Below are 22,912 nucleotides of genomic sequence, written 5' to 3'. Positions count from 1 at the left end.
TGATGTTGTTGTCTCTCATCGCAGTTTCAAGCTGGCCAGACCGACCAGGCACAACAGCATGGTGATGATCCAGAAGCGCACGACGACCTGCGTCTCCTTCCAGCCGGATTTTTCGAAGTGGTGGTGCAGCGGCGCCATCTTCAGGATGCGTCGCCCGGTGCCCGTCTTCTTCTTCGTGTACTTGAACCAGGCCACCTGCGCCATCACCGACAGGGCTTCGACCACGAAGATGCCGCCCATGATCCCGAGCACGATCTCCTGGCGAGTGATCACGGCGATGGTGCCGAGCGCGCCTCCCAGTGAGAGCGCGCCCACGTCGCCCATGAACACCTGCGCCGGGTGGGTGTTGAACCAGAGGAAGGCGAGGCCCGCGCCGGCCATCGCGGCGCAGAAGATCAAGAGTTCGCCGGCCCCGGGGATGTAGGGGAACAGCAGGTACTTCGAATACACCGAACTGCCCACCACGTAGGCAAACACCCCGAGCGCCGAGCCGACCATCACCACCGGCATGATCGCCAGGCCATCGAGGCCGTCGGTCAGGTTGACCGCGTTGCTCGCCCCGACGATCACGAGGTAGGTGAGGATGATGAAACCAAAGACGCCCAGCGGGTAGCTGATCGACTTGACGAAGGGAATCATCAGGTCGGCCTTGGGCGGCAGGTCGTTGCTGAAGCCGCTCTGCACCCAGCGGATGAAGAGTTCGAGCACGCGGAGGTTCGACGTCTCCGACACGCTGAACGCGAGGTACAACGCCGCCACCAGGCCGATCAGCGATTGCCAGAAGAACTTCTCGCGCGAGCGCATGCCTTCGGGGTCTTTCTTGACGACCTTGCGCCAGTCGTCGACCCAGCCGATGGCGCCGAAGCCCATGGTCACGATCATCACGATCCAGACGAAGCGGTTGCTCCAGTCGAACCACAGCAGCGTGCTGACGCCGATGCCGATGAGGATCAGCACGCCACCCATGGTGGGCGTGCCGCTCTTGGCGATGTGCTGCTGCACGCCGTATTCGCGGATGGGCTGACCGATCTTGAGGGCGGTCAGGCGGCGGATGACCCACGGCCCGAAGGCCAGGCCGATCAGCAAGGCGGTCATCGCCGCCAGCACCGCGCGGAAGGTGAGGTACTGGAAGACGCGCAGGAAACCCAGTTGGTCCGGGTAGAGGCTCTGCAGCCACTGGGTGAGACTCAGCAGCATGGTGGTCAGTGTCCTTGTTGTTGTGCAGGGGCCGCCGGCACGAGCGCGGCGACCACCTGTTCCATCTTCATGAAGCGCGAGCCCTTCACCAGCACCGCGGCACAGTCGGGTGCGGCCGGCAGCGCGGCGAGCAGCTCGGCCACGGTGTCGAAGTGACGCGCGCCAGGGCCGTAGGCATCGGCGGCGTAGCGACAGAGCTTGCCGGCCGTCCACAGGGCATCGATGCCATGGGTGCGCGCATAAGCCCCCACCTCGCGGTGGAAAGCCGGGCCCTGGTCGCCCACCTCGCCCATGTCGCCGAGCACCAGCCAGTGCGGGCCGGGCAGTTGTGCGAGCACCTCGACCGCGGCACGCACCGAGTCGGGGTTGGCGTTGTAGGTGTCGTCGACCAGCGCCACCGGCACGCCCTGCACCTGCGCGCGCTTGAGCTGCGAGCGGCCTTTGACGGGCTCGAAGGCTTCGAGGCCACGCACGATCGCATCGAGCGGGGCGCCGGCGGCGAGTGCGCATGCCGTCACCGCCAGGGCATTCTTCACGTTGTGCCAGCCGGGCATGCGCAGTTGCACGGCGGCAAAACCGGCCGGCGTGTGCAGCATCAGCGACCAGTGGTCGACCGCCCACTCGGCATCGGCGGTCACGTCGGCGGCGCCCTTGAGGGCGAAGGTGAGCGTGGGGCGGGTGCCGGCAAGCTGGTGCCAGAGCGGCGCATAGGTGTCATCGGCCGGGAACACCGCCGTGCCGGTCGGGCCGAGCGCATCGAACACCATCGCGTTCTCGCGCGCCACCGCTTCCACCGTCGCCATGAACTCCTGGTGCTCGCGCTGGGCGTTGTTGACGAGGGCCACCGTCGGCGCCGCCATCGCAGCCAGGCCGGCGATCTCGCCCGGGTGGTTCATGCCGAGACTTCGATGACGGCAGCGTGGTGCTGGTCGCGCAGGCGCAAGAGCGTGAGCGGCACGCCGATGTCGTTGTTGAAGTTGCCTTCGGTCCAGAACGCGGCCTCGCCCTGCCAGGCGCGCAGCACCGAGGCGGTCATCTGCGTGCAGGTGGTCTTGCCGTTGCTGCCGGTGATGGCGATCAGCGGCAGGTGGAAGCGGGCTCGCCACGCGGCGGCCAGCGCACCGAGCGCCTGCTTGCTGTCGGCGACCTGCAGGCCGGGCATGCCGGCTTCGATGAGGCCACGTTCGGCCAGTGCCGCCACCGCGCCAGCCGCCTTCGCTTGCGCGAGGAAATCGTGCGCGTCGAAACGCTCGCCCTTCAGGGCGACGAAGAGGTCGCCTCGCTGCAGCGTGCGGGTGTCGGAATGCACACGGCCGAGTTCGAGGGCGCCGTCGCCGACGAGGGTGGAGCCGGGCAGCATCGCGTGGGCTTGGGCGAGCGTCATCATCATGGCGACCCCCTCGTGGCAAGCGCCGTGCGCGCCTCGTCCACATCCGAGAAGGGGTGCTTGACGCCGCCGATGTCCTGCTCGGCCTCGTGGCCCTTGCCCGCGACGAGGATCACGTCCTGCGGCTTCGCGTTCCGGACCGCATGCACGATGGCGGCACGCCGGTCTTCGATCACCAGTGCGCGGTCGGGCCGCGCCATGCCAGCGGTGATCTGCGTGAGGATCTGGCCGGGGGGCTCCATGCGAGGGTTGTCGCTCGTCACCACCACTTGGTCGGCCTGGCGCTCGGCGATGGCCCCCATCAGCGGGCGCTTGGTCGCGTCGCGGTTGCCGCCGCAGCCAAACACGCACCACAGCGTGCCTTGGCGTTCTTGCGCGAAAGGGCGCACGGCTTGCAGCGCCTTTTCCAGGGCGTCGGGCGTGTGGGCGTAGTCGACCACGACCACCGGCTGCTCGCCACCGCCGATCTGCTGCATGCGGCCGGGCACGGGGGTGAGCTGGGCGCAGACACGGGCCACGTCGGTGAGCGCGAAGCCGAGAGCACGCAGGCCACCGATCACCGCCAGCAGGTTCGAGACGTTGTAGTCGCCGATCAGGCCGGTGCGCACGGGGGTTGAGGCACCGCCCTCGTGCACGGTAAAGGCGAGGCCGCCGTCGCGGTACGCGATGTCGCTCGCGCGCAGGCGCGCCTCTGACTGGGTGCTGTAGGTCCACACGTCCATCAGGCCGATCAGCGCCGGGGCCAGCGTCGCGCCGCGCTCGTCGTCCACGTTGAGCACCGCGGCGCGCAATCCGGGCCACATGAAGAGCTCGGACTTGGCGGCCCAGTAGGCCTCCATGCTGCCGTGGTAGTCGATGTGGTCGCGGGTGAAATTGGTGAAGAGCGCGACGGCCACCTGCGTGCCGGCCATGCGGCGCTCGACGATGCCGATCGACGAGGCCTCGATCGCGCAGGCCTTGAAGCCCTGGTCGACGAAGCCCTTGAAGCCGGCCTGCAGCGTGACCGGGTCGGGCGTGGTGAGGCCGGTCGATTGGATGGACGCGTTCGGCGCGGCGGCCGCCGACGGCGGCTCGCCCACGCCCAGCGTGCCCACCACGCCGCAGCGCTTGCCCAGCAACGAGAGCCCCTGCGCCACCCACCACGCGGTGGAGGTCTTGCCGTTGGTGCCGGTCACCGCCACCACGTCGAGAAGCTTGCTTGGTTGTTCGTACCAGGCACTCGCCAAAGGCCCCGTCGCGGCCTTCAGGCCCGGCAATGCACCGACTTGCCCACCCTCGAAGTGGAAGGCCTCGGCCCCCTTGGCTTCGACGAGACACGCCACCGCACCTGCCGCCAACGCCGCCGGCACGAACTGCCGCCCGTCGTTGGCATAGCCCGGCCACGCGATGAAGGCGTCGCCCGGCTGCACACGCCGGCTGTCGGTGCGCAGTTGCTTCACGCCGCGGCTGCGCAGCCACGCAACGGCGCTGCCCACGTCGTGCAAGGTGGTCAGAGCTGCCATCAGAAGCTCTCCTCCACCACCGGCAGCTTGTTGGTGACGATCTGCGGCTTCACCTCAAGGTCTGGCGGCACGCTCATCGAGCGCAGCGTCTGCTGGACCACTTCGCTGAACACGGGCGCCGCCACGTCGCCGCCGAAGTAGCGGCCATCGCTCGGCTCGTCGACCATCACCGCGACCACGATGCGCGGCTTGTCGATCGGCGCCATGCCGACGAACCACGAGCGGTATTTCTTGTCGGCGTAGCCCTTGCCTTCCTGCTTGTGCGCGGTGCCCGACTTGCCGCCCACCGAGTAGCCGATGGTCTGCGCCTTGGGCGCGGTGCCGCCGGGGCCAGCCGCCATTTGCAGCATGTGGCGAACGGCCTGCGCGGTCTTGGGCGACATCACCCGCACACCCGGTGCTGCAACGTCGCTTGGGACGTTCTGGTTCTTCAGGATGGACGTCGGCACGAGCTCGCCATCGCGCGCGAACACGGTGTACGCACGCGCCAGCTGGAAGAGGCTGGCCGACAGGCCGTAGCCATAGCTCATCGTCGCCTGCTCCACCGGGCGCCAGGTCTTGTAGGGGCGCAGGCGCCCGCTCACTGCGCCCGGAAAGTCGATCTGCGGCCGCTGCCCCAGGCCCACCTGGGTGTACAGCTCCCACATCTCGCGCGGCTGCATCTGCATCGCCATCTTGACGGTGCCGACGTTGCTCGACTTCTGGATCACCTCTTCGACGGTGAGGTCACCGTGCGGGTGGGCATCGCGGATGGTCGAGCCGGTGATGTTGATGGTGCCGGGGGCGGTCGCGATCACGGTCTTGGGCGACACGCGGCCGGTCTCCATCGCGAGCGACACGATGAAGGGCTTCATCGTCGAGCCGGGCTCGAAGGTGTCGGTCAGCGCGCGGTTGCGCAGTTGCGCGCCGGTGAGGTTCTGCCGGTCGTTGGGCGAGTAGCTGGGGAAGTTGGCCAGCGCCAGCACCTCGCCGCTCTGCACGTCGAGCACCACCACGCTGCCGGCCTTGGCCTTGTGCTGCGCCACCGCGTCGCGGATGCGCTGGTAGGCGTAGAACTGCACCTTGGAGTCGATCGAGAGCTGGATGTCGCGGCCGTCGACCGGCTGCACGCTTTCGCCGATGTCTTCGACGACACGGCCCAGCCGGTCCTTCACCACGCGGCGCGTGCCGTTGCGGCCCTGCAGGTCCTTCTGGAAGGCGAGACCGATGCCTTCCTGGCCCTTCTCTTCCACATTGGTGAAGCCCACCACGTGCGCCGCGGCTTCACCCTCGGGGTATTTGCGCTTGAACTCGCGCACCTGGTAGAGGCCCTTGATGCCGAGCGCCATCGCCTTCTTGGCCACGGCGTCGTCGACCTGGCGGCGCAGCCACACGAAGTTGGGGCTGTCGTCGAGCCGGTTCATGAGCTCGGTGGGCGTCATGCCCAGGAGCTTCGCGAGGTTGGCGCGCTGGTGCTTGTCGGCCTCGAAGTCCTTGGGGATGACCCAGAGCGACGGCGCGGGCACGCTGGACGCGAGGATGAGCCCGCTGCGATCGGTGATGCGGCCGCGGCTGGCGGCAAGCTCCAGCGTGCGGGCGTAACGGATCTCGCCCTGCTTCAGGAAGAAGTCGTTGCCGACGATCTGCACGTAGACCGCGCGGCCGGCGAGCACGCAGAAGCCCAGGCCCACGAGGCCGACGAGGAATTTCGAGCGCCAGGGCGGCGTCTTCGAGGCGAGCAGCGGGCTCGTCGAATACATGACGCTGCGCACGTTGACGGCGCCGGCCTTCGGGGCGTTCTTCTTCATCACCGCGCCCCCTCTGACGACGAAGCCGGCGCCGAGGCGGAATAGGTGACGTACTGCGTCACCGCCGGCGTGGCGCTGCGCATGGCCAGCCGGTCGCGCGCCACCTTCTCCACCCGCAGCGGCGTGGCCTGCGACTGCTTCTCGGCCACGAGCCGTTCGTGTTCGATCTCCAGCTGGCGTGCCTCGCCCTGCGCGCGATCGAGCTGCGCGAACAGGCGCCGCGAGTCATACGACACGCGGACCAGGTAGACGCTGGAAATCACCAGCACCACCAGCAGGATCACGTTGAGACGGGTCATGACGACACCCCGGTCCATGAGTACATGGCCCGACCCTCCGAGAGGGTCGAGCCCGGCTCCGGGCGGCCGCGCGCTCGGGCTCGCTTCATGCCGCCTTCCGATTCCACAGCACCGTCTTCATGCTGCGACCTCCGTTCTTTCAGCAACCCGCATCACCGCCGAACGGGCACGCGGGTTGGCGTTGACCTCCTCGTCGGAAGGTTTGACGCGGCCCAGGGACTTCAAACGCATCGCCTTCGGCGCCGCAAACGGCGCCCGGCGGTCGTAGACCTCCTTGCTTTCGTTGGCGATGAAGGTCTTCACGATGCGGTCTTCGAGCGAGTGGAAGCTGATGACCACCAGCCGCCCACCGGGCAGCAGGAGGTCGATCGCGGCCTTCAGAGCTTGTTCGAGCTCCTCAAGCTCGGCGTTGACGAAAATCCGAAGAGCCTGAAATGTGCGCGTTGCAGGGTTCTGGCCCGGCTCGCGGGTTTTGACCGCGCCAGCCACGACTTCGGAAAGGTCGCGAGTGGTTCGAATTGGATTCCCGCTTTGGCGCCGAGCAACAAGCGCCTTTGCAACCTGTAGAGCAAACCGTTCTTCCCCATAGTTCTTGATCACCTCCGCAATCAGGCGCTCGTCGGCGCGGGCCAGGAAATCCGCGGCGCTCTCGCCTCGGGTCGTGTCCATGCGCATGTCCAGCGGCCCGTCGTGACGGAAGCTGAACCCGCGGCCCGGGTCGTCGATCTGCGGGGAAGACACGCCCAGATCGAGCAGGAGCCCATTGACTTTGGAGATGCCCTGCGCGGCCAAGGTCTCGGCCATGTGCGCAAAGCTCGTGTGATGGATGGAAAAACGCGGGTCATCGACCCGCGTTGCTCCTGAAGTGGCAGCGGCAACGGCTTGCAGGTCCCTGTCGATGGCGACGACCCTCCCCTTGTCGGAGAGTCGCGACAACAAGAGCCGCGTGTGTCCGCCACGGCCGAAGGTGCCGTCGAGGTAGGTGCCGTCGACAGTCGTCACGAGCGCGTCGACCGCCTCGTTGAGGAGCACGGTGGTGTGTTCAAACATGACCGGGCTCGCTCAGAAGCTGAAGCTCTTCAGCGACTCGGGCATCGGCGACTGCATCACCTTCGCCTCGTGCTCGGCGTAGCGGGCCGCGTCCCACAGCTCGAAGTGGCTGCCCATCCCGAGCAGCATCACGTCGCGCGTGAGGCCAGCGGCCGCGCGCAGCTCGGGCGCGATCAGCACGCGCGACGAGCCGTCGATCTCCACGTCCATCGCATTGCCGAGGAAGACACGCTTCCAGCCGGCGGCCTCCATCGGGAGGGCGGCCACGCGGTCACGGAAGGTTTCCCAGGCGGGACGGGGAAACACCAGCAGCGACCCTTCCGGGTGCTTGGTGATGGTGAGCTGGTTGACGTTCATCGCGGACAGGACCTCGCGATGACGCGACGGCATGGCGATACGCCCTTTGCCGTCCAGCGTCAGCGCGGCTGGACCCTGAAACACAATGTTTGCCACAAAAACCCACTGAAGTGCACTTATCTGCACTGTAGCTCATCAGAAGAGCCAGGGTCAACGGCTTTGCGGACAAAAAATCAATGGAATCAAGGACTTAGCGATGGAATCTGAAAGGATGAAACTGCGTGAAAAATTGCTTATGAAATAAGGACTTGCGCGGGGCAGTGAAAGCGATGCCTGAGCTTCCCGGGGCGGGCGCCCCGGGTTAGCGAGCAGGAAGGTGGCGTGCGCGAGGCCGGGAGGACTGCCTCTGGCGGCATTGCGACATACGGTCGCGTCCAGCTGCCTGCCCGCACACCGTGCAGGGCAGGCGGCGCTTCGCCGCAGTCTCAGGGTCGGGAGGCCAGATGCGCTTCAGGTGACCGCGCCCCCGGGGCGCCGGCACGGGCGCAAGCCCGCTGTCAGCGCTGTCGCCGCAACAGTCCGACAGGGGCAGGAGCACGGTGAAGGTCGTCCCCTGCCCCACCGTGCTGTGGACTTCGATCGTCCCGCGCATCGAGGCGACGAGTTCCTTGCAGATCAAAAGCCCGAGGCCGTGGCCCGCCACGTTGGAGGCCTCTGCCCCCAGGCGCTCAAATGGCTGGTACATGCGGGCGACCTGCTCCTGTGTGAGCCCGGGCCCGGTGTCCTGGATCTCGATGCGGGTCTGCTCGCACTGGGCCACGGTCAGGCGTACCCAGCCGCCTTCGCGGTTGTACTTGAGCGCATTGCTGAGCAGGTTGACGACGACCTGTCGGATGGCCCGGCGGTCGACCACGGCCAGCACGGGCGCCGGGCCGTGGACGGCGACGGTGATCGCGCGAGCCTGGGCCTCGCGTTCCAGGAGGTGCGTCGCCTCGCGCACCACCTCGACAAGATCGACCGGCTTCTGGGCGAGCGGCACGCCCACCGTCCCGGTACGGCCCAGCTCCATCAGCATGTCCAGCACGTCGACCATGTGCCAGCCCGTCTTCGCGATCTGCGCCACCCAGCGCTCCAGCGTGGCGGCTTCGCAGCGGGCGCCGCCGGTCTGGATCAGCTGCGCCAGCCCGACGATCGCGTTCAGCGGCGTCCTGAGCTCGTGCCCCATCTTCGACACGAGCATGGATTTCGCCTGGCTGCTGGCCTCGGCCTGCTCCTTGGCCTGGCACAGGACCTCGGTGCGGTGCCACACCTGCGCCTTGGCCTCGATGCTTTGCGTGACATCGCGCGCCGATCCGCGGAAGCCGCGCAGGCTGCCGTCGGCCCGCAGCAAGGGCACCGCACTGCGCGACACATAGCGCGAGCTGCCGTACGCATACTCACGCGTCACCATGCGGACGATCGGTTCGCCCTGGCGCAGCACGGCGTGGAGGTCGCGCATCGGCGGGTCGACTTCGCCCAGCCAGTTGACGACCAGGCCCGACGGAATCAGCTCGCCGATGGTGGGCGGCCTGAACACGGCATGCGCCCCGGACGGCAAGGTGCCGTGGACCCAGGTGTAGCGAAAGTGTTCGTCGGTCTCCCAGCTCCAGTCACCCGAGGCGTGCGCCACGTCTTCCAGGCGCTGGGTGAGGAGCGTCGCCCCGCGCATCTGCGCCTGCAGGATGCACCGTTCGCGCAGCGCCTCCGCGATCGCGCGCAGCTGATCGCAGTTCGCATGCAGCGCGCCGTCTTGGGCCAGGTTCGCCATCGCGACCCACGACCACGACAGCGCCGACTCGTCGAACCAGGCCAGCAACGACAGATCCTGCAGGCCGAACTCACCCCGCAGGGCCAGCACGTCGGGGCAGACCTGCACGCCCCAGCTCTTTCTCAAGCCGACAGCGCCGGGTTCGCCCCTGGCGCCGCGCGGCACGACCCGCGCAATGGCAGGGGCCAGGCCCTGCGCCGAGTTCGGGAGCGTGCCACTCGTGATCACGGTCCCGACAGTGCGTGCGGACAAGATCGCCACCATCGCACCGGCCGCCATTCGCGCGCGATCGACGATCGCCTCCCATTCGCCTTGAACTCCCGTTGCGGCGCGTTCGACACGCGGGCGATTCTTCGAGCGCAGCGCCTCATCTGCGGTGACCTTGATGCACATCACGATTTCCTTCTGGCAGGGCAGCACGGCCACAGCCGCACTACCGACAAATCTCCCTGAATGGCTGCTCGATGACGAGCGTCATTTGACGAACCTCCCGTTGCGCGAGAACACGGTCAGGTCCACCTGCGCCGGCGCCTTGCGGGCCTTGCCGTAGAACGCGCCGACGAAGCCGCCGAAGTCGCGCGGCGGCAGACCCTCGATCGCCTCGGCCAGCCGGGCAGGCGTGATCTCGCGTGCCCGACGCAGCGCATCGACGAGAAGGCTGGCGCCGAGATAGGCCTCCATGCCGGCGAACGAGGCCTCGATCGTGTGCCGCGCGCAGAAGGCCTGGAAGTTGCGGCCGATCGGCGACGACGCCGTCCACGGGAAGGGCGCCACCTGCGTGACCGACAGGCCCGCCGCCTGCGCTCCCAGCATGTCGGTCAGCGCGTTGCCGCCCACGGTAGACAGGGTGTAGAAGAGCCCGGTGAATCCGGCCCGGCGCGCCGCATCGACGAAACGCGCGCTGGCCACGTAATCGGCGCCCAGCACGATCGCCTGCGGGTCCCCCGCCAGCACCGACGCCACCGCACCCGGCAGGCTGTAGCGGCTGCCTTCGTGGTCGATGCTGCTGATCGAGGCCACGTTGTCACCGCGCGACTCCAGCGACGCGATCAACGCGTCGCGCAGCTCCCAGCCGTGCGAGTTGTATTCCGACACCAGCGAGACGCGGCGAATGCCGACCTGGCGGGTGTGCCGGGCGATGTATTCGATCTCGTCGATGTGGCCGGCCCGCAGGTTGTAGACCCACGGGATCGCACCGGAGCGCAGCTCCTGCGAGCCGCTGAAGGCGGCGATGTAGGGCAGGCCCTCCTCTGCGGCACCGCGGGCGCCGGCGCGGTGCGCCCCGGCACCGACGAAGCCGAACATCCCCACCACCTGGTGCTGCGAGGCCAGCAGCTTGACGTTGACGGCGGTGCGCTCGGCACGATCCTCGTCGTCGAGCGTCACCAGCTGGATGTCGCGCCCGCCGATGCCGCCCTGCGCATTGGCGTCCGCAAACACCGCCAGCGCGGCTTCGCGAACCGCGGTGCCCACCTGGGCGAGCGGCCCGGAGACCGGCGCCGACTGGCCCAGGCGGATCGGCGGCGAGCTGCTGCGGGTGCGCGCATGCGAAGCGCGGGGCAGGCTGAAAGTGGGCAGCAGCGCAGCTGCTGCCGGCAAGCCGAGAAACAACACACGGCGTCGCATGATGGGCCCCTACCAGCGAAGGGCGGCGGTCTGCACCGGCGCATCCCACAGGGTGATCATCTCGTCGTCGAGAAGCGTGACGGTCAGCGAGGCGCCGGCCATCTCGAGCGAGGTGGTGTAGTTGCCCACCAGCGAACGCACCGGCTTCAGGCCCTGCTCGCGCAGCCGTTGGCTGGCACAGTGGTGCAGCAGGTACAGCTCCATCAAGGGGGTGCCGCCGAAGCCGTTCACATGCAGCAGCACCTCGCGCCCGCGCGCCGGCTTGAGGTCACCCAGGATCGCACCCAGCAGGTCGTCGACGATCTGCCCGGCCGGCTTGACCTTCTCGCGTCGCCGGCCCGGCTCGCCGTGGATGCCGACGCCGACCTCCATCTCGTCGGCGTCGATGTCGAAGGTGGCGCGCCCGGCCGCCGGCACCGTGCAGCTGGTGAAGGCCACCCCCATCGACGCGGTGGCCGCGTTGACACGGTCGCCGACCGCCTTGCACTCGAGCAGCGAGGCACCTGCCTCGGCGGCCGCGCCGGCCATCTTCTCGACCATGAGGGTGCCGGCCACGCCGCGCCGTCCGGTGGTGTGCTTGGAGTTCTCGATGGCAACGTCGTCGTTCACCAGCACGGTGGCGTTTTCCAGATCGAGCATCTCGCTCGCGATCTGGAAATTCATCGTGTCGCCGGCGTAGTTCTTGACGATGAACAGCACCCCCCGGCCCGACTCGGCAGCCGCGGCCGCCGCCAGCATCTGGTCGGGCGTGGGCGAGGTGAACACCTGGCCGGGGCAGGCCGCGTCGAGCATGCCGCGGCCGACGAAGCCGGCATGCAAGGGCTCGTGCCCCGAGCCGCCGCCCGAGATCAGCGCCACCTTCTTGGTGGCCCGCGCGGCACGGGCCACGAAGGTCGGCTCGAACTCCACCCGCAGCAGGCCGGGGTGGGCGTCGATCATGCCGCTCAGCGACTCGCGCATCACCGAGTCAATGTCGTTGATGAACTTCTTCATGTGGTCTCCTGCGCTTGGTTGTGCTGAAGAACGGTGTCGCAGACCGCAGCGATCACCACCTCGCAGGTCTTGCAGCCGGGGTCGATGTGGCCAAGCGCCCGCTCGCCAAGGAACGAGGCCCGCCCCTTGCTGGCGATCATGTCGCGGGTGGCCAGCATGTTGCGATGTGCCTCCTCGGTGATCTGTGCGCACATGACGGACAGCGAGACCTCCTCGTCGGCCAGCTTGAGCAGCAGGCGCGACACCGGGATCAGCACGTCGAGCATCGTCTTCTCGCCGACATCGGCCTTGCCGCGCAGCTTGATCGCCTCGACGCCGCTGGTGAACGCTTCGGCGAACAGGCGGCGGTCGGGCTCGTCGACACCTTCGAGCGTCTTGCCCATCGCCATGAAGAAGCTGGAGATCAGCGGGCCGGAAGCGCCGCCGATGGTGCCGAGCAGCTTCATGCCGATCTTGTGCAGCGCAAGCCCCGGCGGCATGTCTTTCAGGTCGGGGCTGAGGGCGACAGTCACCTCGCAGCCGCGGCGCACGTTGATGAAATGGTCGCCGTCGCCAATCGCGCGGTCGAGTGACTCGATCTGCGACTCGCTGTCGAGGATGGCGCGCTGCACGGCGGCGAGCGCTTCGATGATCAGATGGGTGTTCAAGGTGTCTCCTTGTCTTTGAGGGGCGGTCGGGGCGGTGCGGTCAGTGGACGGAAACCGGCTGAACGTAGGGCGCGGCGAACTCGCGCCCGATGACGGTCCTGGCGTAGAGATAACGAACCCTCGCCCGCTCGCTCAGCGCGTCCATGTCGACATCCCCCGACACGCTGCAGGGGAAGGAACAGACGCAGTGCGGATCGCAGATCGAGCGAAAACTCAGCTGATACGAGACGTTCATGATGGATCTCCAGTGAGGCGCTCAGGCGGCGAGTCGCTGCCCGGAGGCGTCGAAGAACATGCAGCGCTCGGGCGGGAAAGTGAGCCGCACACGAGCACCAGGGACAAGGGCCTTGTCGAGCATGGTGCGAGCCCGCACCTCGACGCCCAGGCGTTCCGCCACCACGAGGTGCTTGACCAACGAGCTCCTCGATGACCTCGTAGCCTTGCTCCCCTTCGTCGTCGGGTCCGAAGACCACGTCCTCCGGGCGGATGGCCACATGCTGTGCATGGGGGCTGGCGATGCCGGCGAACCACGCCGCCGGCAGGATGTTGACGGCGGGCGACCCGAGCCGCTGGGCGACTTCGAGCGACTGCGGCCGGTCGTAGATCTCGAGCGGTGTGCCGACCTGGCGGATGCGGCCGTGCTCGATGATGGCGATGCGGTCGGCCAGCGTCGTCGCCTCGACCTGGTCGTGGGTGACGTAGACGACCGTGGCGCCGCTGCTGCGCTGCAGCCGCTTGAGTTCGACGCGCAGCTCCTCGCGCAGGCCGGCATCGAGCGACGACAGCGGCTCGTCCATCAGGTAGACCCGCGGCTCGCGCACCAGCGCGCGGCCGATCGCGACACGCTGCATCTCGCCGCCCGACAGCGCCGTCGGCTTGCGCTGCAGCTTGCCCTCGATATGCAGCAGCGCCGCGACCTTCTCGACGCGCCGCTGGATCACCTTTTCGTCGAGGCGGCGCATCGGCGCCCGCAGCGGAAACGCGATGTTGTCGTAGACCGTCAGGTGCGGGTAGAGCGAGTACTGCTGGAACACGAAGGCGCAGTCGCGTTGCGCCGGCGCGGCCGCGGTGATGTCGTTGCCGTTCATGCGCAGGCAGCCGGCGTCCGGCGTCTCCAGTCCGGCGATCAGGCGCAGCGTGGTGGTCTTGCCCGCACCGCTCGGGCCCAGGAGCACGAAGAACTCGCCGTCGGCGATGTCGAGCCGCAGGTCGTCGACCGCCGTCGTGTCGCCGAAACGTTTGGTGATGCCTTGAAGTGAAATGCTAGCCATGACGCACGCTCGATCGGTGGGCGGTGGTGGTGACGCTTGGCAACAAGCGCTCGGTGTCGGCATCGAAGAGCACGATGCGCGATTCGTCGAAGCCGACGCCCACGCGCTCGCCTTCGACCGGGCGCGTGGCCTTCTCGACCACGGCCTTCAGCGGGCCGGCATCGGTCTGCAGCTCGGCGATCCAGTGCGAGCCGAAGTACTCGACCCGCTCGACGCGCCCTGCCAGGCCCTCGCCGGGCGCCGTCAGGCGCACGTGCTCGGGACGCACGCCGAGCAGGGCCCGTGCCGCCGGGGCTTCGACCCGCGGCACGCCGACCTGGCGGCCATCGACCTGCACCTGGCAGGCGCCGGCGGCCACCGAGCCGTGCACGTCGAGCAGGTTCATCGGCGGGCGGCCGATGAAACGCGCCACGAACACGCACGACGGGAAGTTGTAGATGCCATGCGGGTCGTCGGCCTGCAGGATGTCGCCGCTGTTCATCACCACGATGTGGTCGGCCAGCGCCATCGCCTCGTTCTGGTCATGGGTGACGAAGACCGTGGTGGTCTTCAGCCGCTCGTGCAGCTTTCGCAGCTCGACGCACATCAGCTCGCGAAACTCGGCGTCCAGCGTTCCAAGCGGCTCATCCATCAGGAAGGCCTTGGGCTGGCGCACGATGGCCCGGCCGAGCGCGACACGCTGGCGGTCGCCGCCGGCCAGCCCGCCCACGCGCGATCCAAGCAGGTGCTCGATGCGCAGGATGCCGGCCACTTCGGCAATGCGTCGATCGATCTCGACGCGCGGCACGCCCTCGTTGCGCAGCGGGAACTCGAGGTTGTCGCGCACGCCCATGTGCGGGTAGAGCGCGAACAGCTGGAACACCATCGCGATGTCACGCTCGCGCGGCCGCAGGTAGGTGACGTCGTCGCCGTCGAGGGTGATGGTGCCGCCGCTCGGGTATTCGAGCCCGGCGATCATGCGCAGCGTGGTGGTCTTGCCGCAGCCCGAGGGCCCGAGCAGCACGACGAACTTGCCGTCTTCGAGCACCAGCGAGGAGTTGCGCACCGCCGTGAAGTCGGCGAAGCGCTTCTGCAGGTTCTTGATCTGGATCTCGGCCATGGTCAGTCCCGACGGGCCGCCCCTAGGGGCTGACACGCCCCCTTGGGGGGCAGTGAACGAAGTGAGCGTGGGGGTTTCATGTTTTCAGCCCTTTGGCAGCTTGCCGGCGATGGAGTAGCCGACGACACCGGCCAGCAGCACGGTGAAGCCGTAGCTGTAGACCTCGATCGACCAGGGCTGCATCAGCATCACCAGGCCCAAGCCGATGAGCGCGGTGGTGCCGTGTTCCCACGGCGCGCGGCGGAAGTAGTGCTTCATTTGCGGATCGCTCCGAAGGTCACGCCACGCAGCAGGTGCTTGCGCAGCAGCACGGTGAACAGCAGCACCGGCAGCAGGAAGAGCGTCGTGCCGGCCGCCATCGCGGGCCAGTCGAGGCCACCCTCGCCGATGATGGTGGGGATGAACGGTGGCGAGGTCTGCGCGGTGCCGCTGGTGAGCAGCAGCGCGAACGCGTATTCGTTCCACGCGAAGATGAGGCAGAAGATCGCGGTGGTGGCGATGCCGGTGGCCGCCTGCGGCAGCACCACCTTCACGAAGGCCTGCCAGCGTGTGTAGCCGTCGACCATCGCCGCTTCTTCGTACTCGCGCGGGATCTCGTCCATGAAGCCCTTGAGCAGCCAGACCGAGAGCGACAGGTTGACCACCGTGTACAGCAGGATCAGGCCGGCATGGGTGTCGTTGAGCCCGACGTGGCGGAACATCAGGTACACCGGAATGGCGATCGCGATCGGCGGCATCATCCGCGTCGACAGGATGAAGAACAGCAGGTCGTCCTTGCCCGGCACCCGGAAGCGCGAGAAGGCGTAGGCCGCGAGCGTGCCCAGCACCACCGAGAGCAGCGTCGAGCCGAAGCCGATCAGCAGCGAGTTGCTGTAGCGGTCGATGAAACGCGACGGGCCCGCCAGGATCATCTGCTGGTCGCGCACCAGGCCTTCGTACCAGGTGGCCGGGGGCGGCAGCGCGGCCAGTTCTTCCGCCGAGACGCGCGAACGAGTGGTGAAGAGGTTGACGAAGCCGACCAGCGACTGCTCGGCCACGACCTTCGGCGGGTAAGCGATCGCGTCTTGCGGGGTGCGCAGGCTGGTCATGAAGATCCACGCCAGCGGGATCAGCGAGATCACCGCGTAGCCGATCACGACGATGCCGGCGAACCACTTGGAGCGCGCGCTCGGCTCCAGCGGGCTGTGAGGGATGTTTCTCATCGCTGCTTCACCTTGTCCAGATAGCGCACCGTGACCAGCGACAGCCCGTAGATCGAGACGAACATGATGATCGCCAGCGCCGAGGCATAGCCGGTGCGCCACTTCTCGAAGGCCTCGCGCTTGAGCTTGATCGACGCCAGCTCGGTCACCGAGCCGGGGCCGCCGTTGGTGAGCTGGTCCACCAGGTCGAACATCTTGAAGTTCTCGATCACGCGGAACAGCAGCGCGAGGATGATGAAAGGCATCACCATCGGCAGCGTGATGCGCCAGAACTTGGTCCAGGCCGAGGCGCGGTCGATCTCGGCAGCTTCGTACAGGTAGGGCGGGATGGAGCGCAGGCCGGCCAGCAACAGGAGCATCACGTAGGGCGTCCACATCCAGGTGTCCACCAGCACGATGGCCCAGGGCGAGAGCTGCGTGTCGCCGAGCATCGTGAAGGTGCCGGGCCCGCCGAAGAAGTTGATGATGTAGTTGAAGATGCCGTACTGCGGCTCGAAGAAATACTTCCAGAAGGTGCCCACCACCGCAGGTGCCAGCATCATCGGCAGCAGGATCGCGGTACTCCAGAAGCTGTGGGTGCGGAAGCGCCGGTTGAGCAGCAGCGCGAGCGCAAAGCCAAGCAGCAGCTGGAGCACGATCGACGAGACCAGGAAGTGCGCGGTGGCGCGCATGTTTTCCCAGATGGCTTCGTCATTGAGCACGCGCTGGTAGTTGGCGATGCCGACCCACACGGTGTCAAGGTTGGGGCGGTTGGCGCGGAAGTTGGTGAACGACAGGTAGATCGTCCACAGCAGCGGGAAGATGTTGAACGCCAGCAGCAGCGCGATGGTCGGGCTGACGAAGAGCCACGCCAACGCTCGGTCGGAGAGGCCCTGCGCCGAGTGCAGGCGGATTCGCATGGGGGTCGAGGCGGCGGGCCTCAGGTGAACGGAACTCATGACGGTTCTCTGGTTGAGGCGTCATCCCGGCACGCGCCGGGATGACGCGTTGGAGTTCAGGGCTTGATCTTCCCGTCCTCCTTGAACACCTCGGTCCAGTCCTTCAGCAGACCGTCGAGCGCCTCCTGCGGCGTGCCCTTGCCGGCCACGACGTAGTCGTGCGTGCGCTTCTGCATGGCCAGCAGCAGTTGCGCATAGCTCGGCTCGGCCCAGAAGTCCTTGACGATCTTCATCGAGTCCTGGAACACCGGCGCGTACGGCGTGCTCGTGAGGAAGCCCGGCGCATTGAGGATCTCGTTGAGGCAGGTGAAGCCGCCGCCGTTCCACCACTTCTGCTGGACGGACGGCTGCGCGAACCACTTCATGTACTCGAGGGCCAGGTCCTTCTTGTCGGAGTACTTGACGACCGAGATGCCCTGCCCGCCCAGCTGCGCGTGCTGCACGTCGCCCTTGGGAATTGCGAAGAAGCCGGTCTTCTCGCCACCGACCTGCGGGTCCTTCGAGATGCCGGGGAAGAAGGCGATGAAGTTCATCTGCATCGCCACCTGGCCCGACTTGTACGCGTCGAGGTTCTCGGTCATGTAGGCATTCGAGTGCCCGGGCGGCGTGCAGCAGTCGTACAGCTCCTTGTAGAGCTTGAGGCCCTTCACGGCGCCGGCCCCGTTGATGAAGCCTTTCATGTCATACGGCTTCTTCGGGTTGTCGTAGTTCATGCCGTAGGCGTACATCGTGTTGGTCACGCCCATCGTGATGCCCTCGGAGCCGCGCTCGGTGTAGAGCGCCGCGCCGTAGACCTTCTTGCCGTCGATCGTGCGGTTCTGGAAGAACTGGCCGATCTGCTTGAACTCGTCCCAGGTCTTCGGCGGTGCGAGCTCGCGCCCATTCTTCTGCTTGAACTCGGCCCGCAGGTCGGGGCGCGCGAACCAGTCCTTGCGGTAGGTGAACGCCACCGCGTCACCCATCGCCGGCAGCGCGAAGTAGTTCTTCGTGCCCTTGGGCCAGGTCGAGTAGCCCTCGACGGTGGCCGGCGCGAAGTCGGTCATCTTGATGCCGTTCTTGTCGAAGAACTCGTTGAGCTTGACGTAGTGGCCTTCGGTGGCGGCCGAGCCGATCCACTGGCTGTCGCCGATCAGCAGATCGCACAGCTTGCCCTTCGAATTCAGCTCGTTGAGCATGCGCTGCGCGAAGTTCGGCCAGGGCACGAACTCGTACTTCATGGCGATGCCGGTCTTGGCGGTGAAGTCTTTCGACAACTCGACCAGGGCATTGGCCGGGTCCCACGCCGCCCAACACAGCGTCAACTGCTTTTGCTGCGCCTGTGCGCCGCCGGACATCAGCGCTGCCGTCACGAACGCGCTCGCGGCAACGGCCAGCTTGCGTTTGTTGAAGCTCATCCTGGGTCTCCTGTTCTCGGTGAATCGCGGCCACGCCGCAGCTAGGGCATGAGACCGGCACCTGCCAGCCTCGACTTGGGGACCCGCCCTGCAAACCGTGAAAGGGCGGTGACCTTGAGAAGCAGTCTAGGTCCATCATTTAATAAATCACTCAATAGAAACCCTAAACACATCATCAAAGAACATCAAACGTGACCTTGTGCCGGGCGAGGCTGTGCGCGCTGCAGAACAACCGGCCCGGGCGACGCTTGGTGCACCGGGGCGATTCGGCGACACTGCTATGGATTTAGTTTTTGGCCCCTTTCCGGCCCGGCCTCATGACAAACCCCGTCACCATCACCAAAATTGCCGAGACCGCCGGCGTCAGCACCGCCACGGTGGATCGGGTGCTCAACAACCGGCCCGGCGTCAACCCCGCCACCGTGCGCAAGGTGCGGGATGCGATGGCCACGCTGGGTGGCGGCGCGCCGATCCGCGGCCGCCCGCGCTCGACGTCGAACTACCGCTTTGCCTTCGTGCTGCCGGCCGCCCGCCTGGGCTTCTTCGACTTGGTCGACCGGGTGGTCGCGCAGACCGCAGGTGAATTCCGGCACCAGCACATCACCGAGGTGACGCATCGCCTGCCCGCTGCCGACGCCAACGTGTTCGCCGCCGAACTCGCGAAACTCTCCGACCTCGACGGCGTGGCCCTGCTGGCCCCCGACGTGCCGGCCGTCAAGCTCGCGGTCAATGAGCTGGTGCGTGCCGGCGTGCACGTGGTGACGCTGTTCTCCGACGTGCCCGGCTCGCTGCGTGAAACGGCGATCGGCGCCGACAACCGCGCCGCCGGCCGCACCGCCGGCCTGCTGATGGGCCGCTCGCTGCCACGCGACACCGAGTCGCTGTGCGCATTGCTGTCGCCGGCGACACGCTACGCCGCCGAGATCGACCGACGCATCGGATTCCAACAGGTGCTGGAGGAGCGTTTCCCCCAGGCCAAGCCGCTACGGCTCTTCGAACTGCCCGAATCGGAAGACGAAGCGTATGAATACGCGCGCGTGGTCCTGGCCCCTGACGCGACCGGAGGTCGCATCAGCGCGCTCTACAACGTCGGCCCCTGTAGCTTCGGCATCTCCCGCGCGCTGGCGGAGCACGGCTACGGCCATGAACTGATGTTCGTCGCCCACGATCTGCTGGAGGTGCACCGCTCGATGCTGCTGTCGGGCGCGCTCAGCTACCTGCTCCACCAGGACGTGGAATACGCCGTCACCGCCGCCAGCCGTGTGCTGCGCGCCCTGTGCGACGGCGTGCGCGGCGCGCTGGCGATCAACAACCCCCGGGTCGAGATCCTCACTGCGGAAAACCTCGCGTGACAGTGGGGTGATGCAGGCACACAATCTCCCGAGGAGACCGGGGAAGAATGAAAAAATTCATTAACTCTTCCGAAGACCTGGTAAGGGACAGCGCCGCGGGCTTGGTCATGGCCCACGAGGATCTGCTGGCGCTCAACCAGTCGCCCCTGTTCATTTGCCGGCGCACGCCCAAGCAGGGCCGCGTGGCGCTGGTGTCGGGTGGCGGCTCGGGCCATGAGCCCCTGCACACCGGCTACGTGGGCCACGGCATGCTTGATGCGGCCTGCCCCGGGCAGGTGTTCACCGCGCCCACGCCCGACCAGATCGTCGCCGCAGCACAGCGAGTCGAGGCCGGCCAGGGCGTCTTACTGCTAGTAAAGAACTACGCCGGTGACTGCGCGAGCTTCCAGGTCGCGAGCGACATGCTGGAGCTTGAGTGCGCCACCGTGCTGATCAACGACGACGTGGCGGTCGAGCACTCCACCCGCACCCCGGGGCGGCGCGGCGTGGCCGGCACCGTCATCGTCGAGAAGATGGTCGGGGCCGCCGCCGAGGCGGGCGCCAATCTCTACGAGTGCAAGGCGCTGGGCACACGCGTCAACACCAACACGGCCTCGATGGGCGTCGCGCTCACGAGCTGCACCGTGCCGGAAGCGGGTGCCGCCACCTTCGACATCGACTCGTGCGAGATGGAGGTGGGCGTGGGCATCCACGGCGAGCCGGGGCGCCACCGCAGCAAGATGATGCCGGCCGATGACATCGTCGCCCTGCTGCTGGAGCCGCTGCTGGCCGACCTGTCGCTCTCGCCCGGCCGCTCGGTCCTGCTGCATGTCAACGGCTTCGGCGGCACACCCCTGATCGAGCTGCATTTGCTCAACCACATCGCCACGCAGCGCCTGCGCAGCGCCGGCCTGACGGTGAAACGCTGGCTGGTCGGCAACCACACGACCTCGCTCGAAATGGCCGGCGCGTCGCTCACGCTAACCGCGCTGGACGACGAGTTGACCAGCCTCTGGGACGCGCCCGTCACCACCGCCTCATTGCGCTGGTGACGCCTCGGCCTCCAGGGCCGGGTCGTGGGGCGCGTCGGCGTCGAGCCGGAAGCGGGCGATCGCATCGACCAGCGCCGCGGCCTGGCTCCTGAGGCATTCGGCCGCGGCCGCCGACTGCTCCACGAGCGCGGCGTTCTGCTGGGTCATCCGGTCGAGCGTGGCCACCGACTCGTTGATGTGCCCGATGCCGTCGGACTGGTCGCGGGTGTTGGTGGTGATGACCCCGAGCCTAGCGTTGACCCGCTGTACGCCGGCCACGATCTCCTGCACCCGCTGGCTCGCCGCATCGGCGAGCTTGGAGCCACCCTGCACTTCGGCCACGCTGCCGGCGATCAGCTCCTTGATCTCGCGGGCGGCGGCGGCTGAACGCTGCGCGAGGCTGCGCACTTCGGCGGCCACCACCGCAAAGCCGCGGCCGCTGTCGCCGGCACGGGCGGCTTCCACCGCAGCGTTCAACGCCAGGATGTTGGTCTGGAAGGCGATTGCATCGATGGCGCCGGTGATCTCGGCAATGCGCTGGCTGCTGGCACTGATGCTCGTCATCTTGGCCACCACGTCGCGCATTGCGGTGCCGCCTCGTTCGGCCGCTTCGCACGCGCTGGCCGCCAGGTCGTCGGCGGTGTGGGTGGCCTGGGCGGTCTGGCGCACGTTGGCATGCACCTGTTCCATCGCCGAGGTCGTCTGCTGCAGGCGTGCGGCGGTTTCCTCGGTGCGGCGGCTCAGGTCCTCGTTGCCGCGGGCGATCTCCGACGACGCGCACGAGATCGCCTCGGCCGATGCGCGCACCGCCCCCAGCATCTCCACCAGGCGCCGGCGCATGCGCTCGACACCGCGCATCAGGCCGCCGATCTCATCGGCACGGCTGCTGCTGACCACGATCGACAGGTCGCCCCCGGCCACCCGCTCCAGCGACAACGTCAGCAGCTGCAGCGGCTGCCCCACCCAGCGCCGGATCAGCACGAACTGGCCGATGCACAAGGCCAGCGCCGCCATGCCGAAAAGCGCGAGAAACGGGGCCAGCGTGAGCCACTGCGCCCGCATGGTCTCGCCGCCCGAGACCTCGCCGACCACCATCCAGCCGGTGGCCGGGCTGGGCCGCGCCACGGCGAAGCGGTCGGGGTCCGACGGTCGAAGCACGGGGCGGAAGCCGCGCAGCTCGGTGCCAGCTGGGCTCGTCTTCAAGGCCGAGAGCAGGTCGGCGCCACCCGCGGCCGTGGCCACATCAGCAAGCGTGCGACCGCGCAGCGCCGGCGGCAGCATCAGCACCGCCTGCTTCGCGTCGCCGCCCCGCGGGTCGAGCACGTAGACGCCGCCGCTGTCGAAGAAGCGGGCGTTGGTCACCATCTGCTCCAGCGAACGGTCGAACTCGGTTAGGTCGAAGGCGACGAACAAGGCGCCGACCACCCGCTCCTGCAGGTCGCGCACCGGCTGCAAGCGGGTGATGAACGGGCGGCCGTAGAGCGTGGCGCGCCCGAGGTAGGGCTGGCCGCGCAGCAGGGCGGCATGCGCCGGGTGTGCGGCATCGACGGCCATGCCCATCGCTCGCTCGCCCCGGGCATCCTTCAGCGAGGTGCTCACCGCCACGAAGGTGGCGCCCTGCCTCATCAGCACCGCGGCGGCACCGCCGGTGAAGTCGGTGAACTTGTCGCAGGGGTTGTGGTACTCGTTCAGCGCAATGCCCAACTGCAGCAGCCGGCCGTTGGCCTCGTCGAGCGTGAAGTTCTTGCCGAACTGGTCACCGAACACCTTGAAGAAGCGCTCCACCAGCAGCTTGGCCGTCTGGTCGTAGGCATCCAACGCCTGCGCGACCGATTCGACCTTGGCGTCGACCCACGACACGGTGCGCTCCTGCGCCCGTTTGCTGAGCATCACCGTCATGACGGCACAGATCACGGCCAGCACGGCCAGCAGACAGGCGCCGCCGACCAGGGTGATGCGGCGGGCGATGGAGGCGCGGGGGGCGTCGGCGGAAAGGGGGTTCATGGGGGCTCCAGTGTCAAAAAGACGCAGTTCGTGAGTCGCTTATCGGCTTG

Annotated in this window: 19 protein-coding genes and 1 pseudogene; 2 read left to right on the top strand and 18 right to left on the bottom strand. The window is 67.6% G+C overall.

Translation table 11 applies throughout. The features are described 5' to 3' along the window. Positions 1–15: 15 nt before the first annotated feature. The 17 genes and pseudogenes from mraY to LRS03_RS23635 all read right to left on the bottom strand — a co-directional run bounded on the left by mraY (position 16) and on the right by LRS03_RS23635 (position 18,496). The gene (gene mraY / locus LRS03_RS23715; RefSeq protein ID WP_257828661.1) at positions 16–1,197 is read right to left on the bottom strand and encodes a phospho-N-acetylmuramoyl-pentapeptide-transferase; all 1,182 of its coding nucleotides are present in this window, start codon (positions 1,195–1,197) and stop codon (positions 16–18) included. Positions 1,198–1,202: 5 nt separating this feature from the next. After that, a pseudogene (locus LRS03_RS23710) lies at positions 1,203–2,584 on the bottom strand (UDP-N-acetylmuramoyl-tripeptide--D-alanyl-D-alanine ligase). Next, positions 2,584–4,086 (bottom strand): UDP-N-acetylmuramoyl-L-alanyl-D-glutamate--2,6-diaminopimelate ligase, encoded by a 1,503-nt coding sequence (locus LRS03_RS23705; protein ID WP_257828660.1) that lies wholly within the window; start codon positions 4,084–4,086, stop codon positions 2,584–2,586. The pseudogene LRS03_RS23710 and the gene LRS03_RS23705 overlap by 1 nt, the downstream one beginning before the upstream one ends. Continuing rightward, positions 4,086–5,873, bottom strand: a complete 1,788-nt coding sequence (locus LRS03_RS23700) for a peptidoglycan D,D-transpeptidase FtsI family protein (RefSeq protein ID WP_257828658.1) — start codon at positions 5,871–5,873, stop codon at positions 4,086–4,088. Before LRS03_RS23700 ends, LRS03_RS23705 begins: the two co-directional genes overlap by 1 nt. Next, entirely contained in the window at positions 5,873–6,172 is a 300-nt protein-coding gene (gene ftsL / locus LRS03_RS23695) for a cell division protein FtsL (protein WP_257828657.1), read from the bottom strand. The genes LRS03_RS23700 and ftsL overlap by 1 nt, the downstream gene beginning before the upstream one ends. Positions 6,173–6,289: 117 nt before the next feature. After that, complete coding sequence (gene rsmH / locus LRS03_RS23690) at positions 6,290–7,222, bottom strand: 16S rRNA (cytosine(1402)-N(4))-methyltransferase RsmH (RefSeq protein WP_257828656.1); 933 nt, start codon at positions 7,220–7,222, stop codon at positions 6,290–6,292. 12 nt (positions 7,223–7,234) lie between these two features. After that, complete coding sequence (locus tag LRS03_RS23685) at positions 7,235–7,675, bottom strand: division/cell wall cluster transcriptional repressor MraZ (protein ID WP_257828655.1); 441 nt, start codon at positions 7,673–7,675, stop codon at positions 7,235–7,237. Between the two features lie 205 nt (positions 7,676–7,880). Next, the gene (locus tag LRS03_RS23680) at positions 7,881–9,719 is read right to left on the bottom strand and encodes a sensor histidine kinase (RefSeq protein ID WP_257828653.1); all 1,839 of its coding nucleotides are present in this window, start codon (positions 9,717–9,719) and stop codon (positions 7,881–7,883) included. Between the two features lie 81 nt (positions 9,720–9,800). After that, the gene (locus LRS03_RS23675; RefSeq protein WP_257828651.1) at positions 9,801–10,952 is read right to left on the bottom strand and encodes an ABC transporter substrate-binding protein; all 1,152 of its coding nucleotides are present in this window, start codon (positions 10,950–10,952) and stop codon (positions 9,801–9,803) included. Between the two features lie 9 nt (positions 10,953–10,961). Continuing rightward, the gene (dhaK, locus tag LRS03_RS23670) at positions 10,962–11,945 is read right to left on the bottom strand and encodes a dihydroxyacetone kinase subunit DhaK (RefSeq protein WP_257828649.1); all 984 of its coding nucleotides are present in this window, start codon (positions 11,943–11,945) and stop codon (positions 10,962–10,964) included. After that, positions 11,942–12,592 carry a dihydroxyacetone kinase subunit DhaL gene (gene dhaL / locus LRS03_RS23665; RefSeq protein ID WP_257828647.1) on the bottom strand — a complete coding sequence of 217 codons (651 nt, stop codon included), beginning with the start codon at positions 12,590–12,592 and terminating at the stop codon, positions 11,942–11,944. Before dhaL ends, dhaK (LRS03_RS23670) begins: the two co-directional genes overlap by 4 nt. Then, positions 12,589–13,863 (bottom strand): ABC transporter ATP-binding protein, encoded by a 1,275-nt coding sequence (locus tag LRS03_RS23660; protein ID WP_257828645.1) that lies wholly within the window; start codon positions 13,861–13,863, stop codon positions 12,589–12,591. Before LRS03_RS23660 ends, dhaL begins: the two co-directional genes overlap by 4 nt. Beyond that, positions 13,856–14,962 carry an ABC transporter ATP-binding protein gene (locus LRS03_RS23655; protein WP_257828643.1) on the bottom strand — a complete coding sequence of 369 codons (1,107 nt, stop codon included), beginning with the start codon at positions 14,960–14,962 and terminating at the stop codon, positions 13,856–13,858. The genes LRS03_RS23660 and LRS03_RS23655 overlap by 8 nt, the downstream gene beginning before the upstream one ends. Before the next feature lie 84 nt (positions 14,963–15,046). After that, entirely contained in the window at positions 15,047–15,220 is a 174-nt protein-coding gene (locus LRS03_RS23650) for a hypothetical protein (RefSeq protein WP_257828642.1), read from the bottom strand. After that, positions 15,217–16,164: a carbohydrate ABC transporter permease gene (locus LRS03_RS23645; protein WP_257828640.1), complete on the bottom strand. Its 948-nt coding sequence runs from the start codon at positions 16,162–16,164 to the stop codon at positions 15,217–15,219. Before LRS03_RS23645 ends, LRS03_RS23650 begins: the two co-directional genes overlap by 4 nt. Next, entirely contained in the window at positions 16,161–17,102 is a 942-nt protein-coding gene (locus LRS03_RS23640; protein ID WP_257828639.1) for a carbohydrate ABC transporter permease, read from the bottom strand. The genes LRS03_RS23645 and LRS03_RS23640 overlap by 4 nt, the downstream gene beginning before the upstream one ends. A gap of 56 nt (positions 17,103–17,158) precedes the next feature. Further along, on the bottom strand, positions 17,159–18,496 hold the full coding sequence (locus LRS03_RS23635) for an ABC transporter substrate-binding protein (RefSeq protein ID WP_374685077.1): 1,338 nt from the start codon (positions 18,494–18,496) through the stop codon (positions 17,159–17,161). Positions 18,497–18,813: 317 nt separating this feature from the next. Here LRS03_RS23635 and LRS03_RS23630 point away from each other — a divergent pair, with 317 nt between their 5' ends. After that, positions 18,814–19,848 (top strand): LacI family DNA-binding transcriptional regulator, encoded by a 1,035-nt coding sequence (locus LRS03_RS23630; protein WP_257828637.1) that lies wholly within the window; start codon positions 18,814–18,816, stop codon positions 19,846–19,848. A 47-nt stretch (positions 19,849–19,895) separates the two neighbouring features. After that, positions 19,896–20,879 carry a dihydroxyacetone kinase subunit DhaK gene (gene dhaK, locus LRS03_RS23625; RefSeq protein WP_257828636.1) on the top strand — a complete coding sequence of 328 codons (984 nt, stop codon included), beginning with the start codon at positions 19,896–19,898 and terminating at the stop codon, positions 20,877–20,879. Here dhaK (LRS03_RS23625) and LRS03_RS23620 read toward each other — a convergent pair. After that, entirely contained in the window at positions 20,865–22,862 is a 1,998-nt protein-coding gene (locus LRS03_RS23620; RefSeq protein ID WP_257828629.1) for a methyl-accepting chemotaxis protein, read from the bottom strand. The two genes, dhaK (LRS03_RS23625) and LRS03_RS23620, sit on opposite strands and share 15 nt — an antisense overlap. Positions 22,863–22,912 lie beyond the last annotated feature (50 nt).

Source organism: Rhizobacter sp. J219 (assembly GCF_024700055.1).
Lineage (GTDB): Bacteria > Pseudomonadota > Gammaproteobacteria > Burkholderiales > Burkholderiaceae_C > Rhizobacter.
This window is presented reverse-complemented; position numbering and strand designations above follow the sequence as displayed.

Excerpts from the sequence above, each read along its gene's own strand:
- ftsL (WP_257828657.1), bottom strand. The coding sequence starts at position 6,172 with ATGACCCGTCTCAACGTGATCCTGCTGGTGGTGCTGGTGATTTCCAGC.
- LRS03_RS23680 (WP_257828653.1), bottom strand. The coding sequence starts at position 9,719 with ATGTGCATCAAGGTCACCGCAGATGAGGCGCTGCGCTCGAAGAATCGC.
- LRS03_RS23660 (WP_257828645.1), bottom strand. The coding sequence starts at position 13,863 with ATGGCTAGCATTTCACTTCAAGGCATCACCAAACGTTTCGGCGACACG.
- LRS03_RS23635 (WP_374685077.1), bottom strand. The coding sequence starts at position 18,496 with ATGAGCTTCAACAAACGCAAGCTGGCCGTTGCCGCGAGCGCGTTCGTG.
- LRS03_RS23630 (WP_257828637.1), top strand. The coding sequence starts at position 18,814 with ATGACAAACCCCGTCACCATCACCAAAATTGCCGAGACCGCCGGCGTC.
- dhaK (WP_257828636.1), top strand. The coding sequence starts at position 19,896 with ATGAAAAAATTCATTAACTCTTCCGAAGACCTGGTAAGGGACAGCGCC.
- LRS03_RS23700 (WP_257828658.1), bottom strand. The coding sequence starts at position 5,873 with ATGAAGAAGAACGCCCCGAAGGCCGGCGCCGTCAACGTGCGCAGCGTC.
- LRS03_RS23655 (WP_257828643.1), bottom strand. The coding sequence starts at position 14,962 with ATGGCCGAGATCCAGATCAAGAACCTGCAGAAGCGCTTCGCCGACTTC.
- dhaK (WP_257828649.1), bottom strand. The coding sequence starts at position 11,945 with ATGAAGAAGTTCATCAACGACATTGACTCGGTGATGCGCGAGTCGCTG.
- LRS03_RS23620 (WP_257828629.1), bottom strand. The coding sequence starts at position 22,862 with ATGAACCCCCTTTCCGCCGACGCCCCCCGCGCCTCCATCGCCCGCCGC.
- LRS03_RS23675 (WP_257828651.1), bottom strand. The coding sequence starts at position 10,952 with ATGCGACGCCGTGTGTTGTTTCTCGGCTTGCCGGCAGCAGCTGCGCTG.
- LRS03_RS23650 (WP_257828642.1), bottom strand. The coding sequence starts at position 15,220 with ATGAAGCACTACTTCCGCCGCGCGCCGTGGGAACACGGCACCACCGCG.
- mraY (WP_257828661.1), bottom strand. The coding sequence starts at position 1,197 with ATGCTGCTGAGTCTCACCCAGTGGCTGCAGAGCCTCTACCCGGACCAA.
- LRS03_RS23640 (WP_257828639.1), bottom strand. The coding sequence starts at position 17,102 with ATGAGTTCCGTTCACCTGAGGCCCGCCGCCTCGACCCCCATGCGAATC.
- LRS03_RS23645 (WP_257828640.1), bottom strand. The coding sequence starts at position 16,164 with ATGAGAAACATCCCTCACAGCCCGCTGGAGCCGAGCGCGCGCTCCAAG.
- rsmH (WP_257828656.1), bottom strand. The coding sequence starts at position 7,222 with ATGTTTGAACACACCACCGTGCTCCTCAACGAGGCGGTCGACGCGCTC.
- LRS03_RS23705 (WP_257828660.1), bottom strand. The coding sequence starts at position 4,086 with ATGGCAGCTCTGACCACCTTGCACGACGTGGGCAGCGCCGTTGCGTGG.